Raw genomic sequence first — 4808 nt, forward strand, 5'->3', positions numbered from 1 at the left:
GGAAAGGGAGTTGTTTTCCCCGCCACCATCCTCGCACATAAAAGTCTCGAAACTAAGTCTTCCGGAATAGGGAGCTTATGTTGAATAAGAAGACTCATCATATAGAGTAAGCAGAACGTTGATAATAAAAAAACGCCCCATTAATCGTGGACGTCTGGAAGTGTTTAAGATGGGATCAGTTGAAAAAACTCCGAATTCTCCTGGAACTGCTTACGGTACTGCTTTGGCGTAATTCCAAACTGATCTTTGAATTTCTTTGTATAGTAGCTTTGATTGCAAAAGACAAACTGGTGGGAGATATCTGCAATTGGTCTTTTAGAATGCTGCAAATAATATACGGAAGCAGATACTTTCATTTCATTAATAACTTTCTTCAATGTTTTACCTGTATGTTCTTTGAATTTCCTTGCTAAGTGGGACGGGCTGATTTCAAGCTCTCTAGCTATATGCTGAATCGTGATCGGCTTCTCCAAATGAGAACTGATGATATGATAGGCCTGACTGATCATTGGATGATCTGAACTCGGCATTCGCCATTCCTTTACGACGTTGGCAAAGTATGAGATCAGAAACTCCATCGCCTCTTTCAGCTTTTCCGGTGCGACATGACGCTCTATATAATTTATACTAGCTGCATTATAAGCAAAAACACGTGAACGTGGGATGTTCCACTCCAGAGTGTTTTGAAAAAAGTTTGAAATCAACACGATATAAAAATTGCGGTATGCGCGGTAAAGGTCATGAGGAGCCCTCTCGCTCAACATTTGGTTCACCTTCTCAAGAGAGCGTATGGCACTTTCTTCATTTCCGAGCTTCATATCTTCTATGATTTGATAGGCCGCTTCGAAAAAAAGGTCAAGATTGGGATGATCAAGTGTTGCATCAATCTCTTCCATGACCATTGTTGAGAACATATGGTTTTGATCTGTCATACTCTCACCTCTAATCATAACAATAAAACAGGAAAACTAAGACGCAGGTCTCCATTACGAGCTTAACCTTTTTCAGAAAAGCCCGATTTTAATCTATGAAGTCATATCATACTAAAGAAGCAAAGAGCAATCTATTAAAAAATTGATATTTTTTAATAATAATATGTTGTTTTTTATCATTTTATGGAGATAAATGTAAAAAACCGAATAAAATAAGCTGCCGAGGAGAGACCTGGCAGCTTAATGAGTTTAATATGGCTGAGAGACGGACTTTTATCGTACGTTCATCTCAGAAGGTTCTGGTCCTTTACGCTCTCCACGATCAAGTTTGTTGATTGCTTGCATATCCTCTGCCGTCAGTTCAAAATCAAACACATCAAAGTTCTCTTCAATACGTGAAGGAGTGACAGACTTAGGAATTACAATCGTATCGTTTTGTAAATGCCAACGAATGATTACTTGTGCAGGGGTCTTTCCGTGATTTTCAGCAATAGATTGAACCGTGTCGTTTTTCAACACCTCTCCCCCTTGCATTAACGGGCTCCAAGCTTCTAAATGAATGCCATTGTCACGGCAAAAGTCTTTCAGCTCGTTTTGTGCAAGATATGGGTGACACTCGACCTGGTTGACTGCCGGCTTCACATCACACTCATCAAGAAGACGTTGAAGATGTTCAATGTTAAAGTTACAGACACCGATTGCTTTGACTTTTCCGTCTTTCTGCAATTGTTCTAAAGCTTTATAGGTTTCTACGTAATCGTCATATTCAGGCGTCGGCCAGTGGATCAAGTAAAGGTCGACATAATCTAACCCTAATTTATCTAGACTGGTATCCAGTGCCTTAATCGTATTCTCATAGCCCTGATCGGTGTTCCACACTTTTGTTGTAATGAAAAGTTCATCGCGACCTAATTCACTTTGCTTAATGGCTTCGCCAACCTGCTTTTCATTTCCGTAAATGGCAGCTGTATCAATGGACCGGTATCCCGTTTCTAATGCTTTTGTCACGGCAGGAACTGCATCTGCTTCTTCTACTTGCCATACACCAAAACCGAGTTGTGGCATCTCTACATTGCTATGTAGCGTCATGGTTTTCATGTGAATACACCCTTCCTCATAAAAGTTTACAGTAGTAGTGTAGCACAGGGCTGTTTCCAAATGCCGGAATTTTGCTCACAGCCCCCATGACTAGTATTCTTCATACATAAGAGTAAGTAATTCAACCTTGCCGTATATGCCACAGCTCAAAAAGTAAGTCGTTCTACCCTGTGTCTTTTCTTTCTTGATGCTTTTGCACGTCCGTTTAATGATTCCGCCGTTCCCATTCTTATCTCGTCTCGTATCACGCTTAAAGTCAATTTTCTCTCCATCAAATGATAGATCAGTATAAATAGGGGCTCCCTCTGTTGTGTACCGTACAATCCGGACATCAGCGGGTACACCCCCAGTCACTTTCTCCATAAAAGCATCGAGTTTTCTTTGGTTTTCAAGCTCATTCTTAATCAAATTCCCCTCCGGACTGTCAGGTGTATGAGCGTTGTCCTTTAAATCAGATACCGGTACTTCTTCTCGGTCCGCTTCTTGCTGAAACTCTTCCACCACTGCGTCCGTTCCACACCCCATTACAAAAAGGAACAACAGAATAACCACCCACCGGTTCATGATTCATCACCTCTATAGAATGAGACGACAACAATGGAATAAAGTTACAAATCTCTTCTCAACTTCAAAGTTTTGTAAACACGATTTCCCAAGTAGAGCCCGTACCGATATTGTAGGCTTTCGCAAAAGATCCCTGGTTAATCGCTACTCCTAAATTATCGAGTGAATTCACGTAGACGAGCGGCTCACCTTTATGTGTATCTGCAAATGACCGTCCAAACGTCATCGCATTATGGTACACTTCCCTGCCATCATACAAAATCGTTACATTCAACGTATCTCCGTATTCGATACCTAACTCCTTTAGCAAAGGCCTGGGAATGTTTGTCCATAAATTCCCGAAACGAACGTCTAATATATCAATGATGCCTTCGGTAGACTGTTTCAGCCTTCTCGGTTCCTTTACTGGCAAACTGACAAGCGATTCATGATCAATTCGTTCTCCAACCTCTTCAAAAGTAATGACCTCTGAAGCTAGACGCGCCCCTGTGAACGCATAAATATCACGTCCGTGAAAGGTGTAAGATTCCCCTGATTTAGGCAGGCGATTGATCGTTTCGTCAATTTCACGGGCTTCCACAATTCTTTCTGTGCGCTGGATATGAGTCAACGTCCCATTATCTGGTGTTACGATATAATGTCCCGATCCCGTTTTAACGACGATACTTCTCCGTGTCGAGCCCACACCCGGATCAATAACCGAAACGAACACCGTTCCTTCTCTCCAATACGTCATCGTTTGCCAAAGACGGTAGGAAGCCTCCCATATATTAAACGGGGGAATATCATGGGTTAAATCAAAAATGGACAACTCACCGTGAACAGAGTGAGCTACACCGTGCATCGCACTCACTGCCCCATCACTAATACCGAAATCAGATTGTAATACGAGTGCTTTTTTCATTCCTTCTCCCTACCTTTCAAATGGAATAATAAATTATTGATAGTTTATAGAATATTCTGACCAAAATCAAATTAATACTAGAACGGTTTACTAGTTAGAGCATACGATATCGTAAGGAGGAGTACGATGAAACCATTACAGAGCTTACTCTCAAAAGGGAGCCAAACAGTCAAAAGCCTTTATTTTATTGCATTAGGTATGATTCAAAAACTTGTGATCCACTTTAAATTTCCGGGTATCGCTTTAATCTCTAAAAAGCCAAAGATCAGTCGTCAAGTAACTGAAATCGTAAAAGGCCATACAAATGCCCATGGTGAATTAATTTATTATGTTCAAGGTGATCCTGGATATGAAGACTTAGATCATGCTGTCGTGTTTATTTCAAAATATGAAGCGGAAAAATCCGGTTATAGAAGATGGAATTACTGAAACTTGCCTACATAAAGAAGGCAAGTTTTTTTGTGAACAGCATAAATTTCGTTGCCATAATATTTAACCTAGTTTAATATTTATATAGTGATCTATTTTTAAGGAGAGATACTTGATGAACGAAAAGAAAATGACGCTGATTTCAGAGCTTGAAGAAATCATGCGTTTTTTTATAAAAGAATTCCGCAGAGATTTAAATGATCGACTGGGAGAAGAATTCACCGGCAGCGAATTTGCCTTTCTGCGCGCCATAAGAGAAAACAGTAATCAGAATGTTTCATCGCTCGCCTCTACGCTTAATGTTTCTAACAGTCATGCGACTTCAATCATGGATCGATTAACAGAAAAGAATTTGATGGTACGCAACAGATCGGAAAAGGATCGGCGCGTCGTTGTATTTGAACTGACAGAAGAAGGCGAAAGGATTTTTCATCAACTGAATGATAAACGGACCGATTATTTGAATCAACGCTTTCAAAAATTATCAGTAGAAGAACTGAACGAACTGATCAGGGTCTTTAACAAACTATAAAGGGTGAGATCAACATGGAGCATCTAGAATATAAACAAAAGGTAACCATCATGATTGCCATTATGGCGGCTATGCTTTTTGCTGCTTTGAACCAGACGATCGTCGGCACAGCGTTACCGATCATCGTAGCCGACATCGGCGGAATGGATTACTTCAGCTGGGTCTTTACGATCTATATGCTGACAACAAGTATCACTGCAATTTTAGTCGGTAAACTGTCAGATACGTATGGACGCAAACCATTTATTTTAACAGGTATAGGAATCTTTATTTTAGGTTCGCTGTTATGCGGGACATCTGAAACCATTTATCAATTGATCATCTATCGTGGCCTGCAAGGTTTTGGTGG

At 40.5% G+C, this 4808-nt stretch carries 7 protein-coding genes; 3 read left to right on the top strand and 4 right to left on the bottom strand.

Annotation, left to right across the window (positions count from 1 at the left end):
- Positions 1–164: 164 nt before the first annotated feature.
- From LD39_RS14015 to LD39_RS14030, 4 genes are all read right to left on the bottom strand, one after another.
- Positions 165–932: a helix-turn-helix transcriptional regulator gene (locus tag LD39_RS14015; protein ID WP_035548224.1), complete on the bottom strand. Its 768-nt coding sequence runs from the start codon at positions 930–932 to the stop codon at positions 165–167.
- Between the two features lie 273 nt (positions 933–1205).
- Entirely contained in the window at positions 1206–2030 is an 825-nt protein-coding gene (locus tag LD39_RS14020) for an aldo/keto reductase (RefSeq protein ID WP_035548227.1), read from the bottom strand.
- 90 nt (positions 2031–2120) lie between these two features.
- Positions 2121–2594 (bottom strand): DUF4362 domain-containing protein, encoded by a 474-nt coding sequence (locus tag LD39_RS21820; RefSeq protein WP_052158880.1) that lies wholly within the window; start codon positions 2592–2594, stop codon positions 2121–2123.
- 64 nt (positions 2595–2658) lie between these two features.
- Positions 2659–3498, bottom strand: a complete 840-nt coding sequence (locus LD39_RS14030) for an S-adenosyl-l-methionine hydroxide adenosyltransferase family protein (RefSeq protein WP_035548230.1) — start codon at positions 3496–3498, stop codon at positions 2659–2661.
- A gap of 126 nt (positions 3499–3624) precedes the next feature.
- Between LD39_RS14030 and LD39_RS14035 the strand changes: the two genes are divergently transcribed.
- From LD39_RS14035 to LD39_RS14045, 3 genes are all read left to right on the top strand, one after another.
- A complete protein-coding gene (locus tag LD39_RS14035; RefSeq protein ID WP_035548234.1) occupies positions 3625–3927 on the top strand; it encodes a hypothetical protein in 303 nt (100 codons plus the stop codon).
- A gap of 115 nt (positions 3928–4042) precedes the next feature.
- Complete coding sequence (locus tag LD39_RS14040) at positions 4043–4459, top strand: MarR family winged helix-turn-helix transcriptional regulator (RefSeq protein ID WP_035548236.1); 417 nt, start codon at positions 4043–4045, stop codon at positions 4457–4459.
- A gap of 14 nt (positions 4460–4473) precedes the next feature.
- Positions 4474–4808: MFS transporter (locus tag LD39_RS14045; RefSeq protein ID WP_035548240.1), on the top strand; the 335-nt coding region annotated here is incomplete at its 3' end.

It is taken from the genome of Halobacillus sp. BBL2006, from assembly GCF_000786645.1.
GTDB lineage: Bacteria > Bacillota > Bacilli > Bacillales > Halobacillaceae > Halobacillus.

Excerpts from the sequence above, each read along its gene's own strand:
- LD39_RS14030 (WP_035548230.1), bottom strand. The coding sequence starts at position 3,498 with ATGAAAAAAGCACTCGTATTACAATCTGATTTCGGTATTAGTGATGGG.
- LD39_RS21820 (WP_052158880.1), bottom strand. The coding sequence starts at position 2,594 with ATGAACCGGTGGGTGGTTATTCTGTTGTTCCTTTTTGTAATGGGGTGT.
- LD39_RS14040 (WP_035548236.1), top strand. The coding sequence starts at position 4,043 with ATGAACGAAAAGAAAATGACGCTGATTTCAGAGCTTGAAGAAATCATG.
- LD39_RS14020 (WP_035548227.1), bottom strand. The coding sequence starts at position 2,030 with ATGAAAACCATGACGCTACATAGCAATGTAGAGATGCCACAACTCGGT.
- LD39_RS14015 (WP_035548224.1), bottom strand. The coding sequence starts at position 932 with ATGACAGATCAAAACCATATGTTCTCAACAATGGTCATGGAAGAGATT.
- LD39_RS14035 (WP_035548234.1), top strand. The coding sequence starts at position 3,625 with ATGAAACCATTACAGAGCTTACTCTCAAAAGGGAGCCAAACAGTCAAA.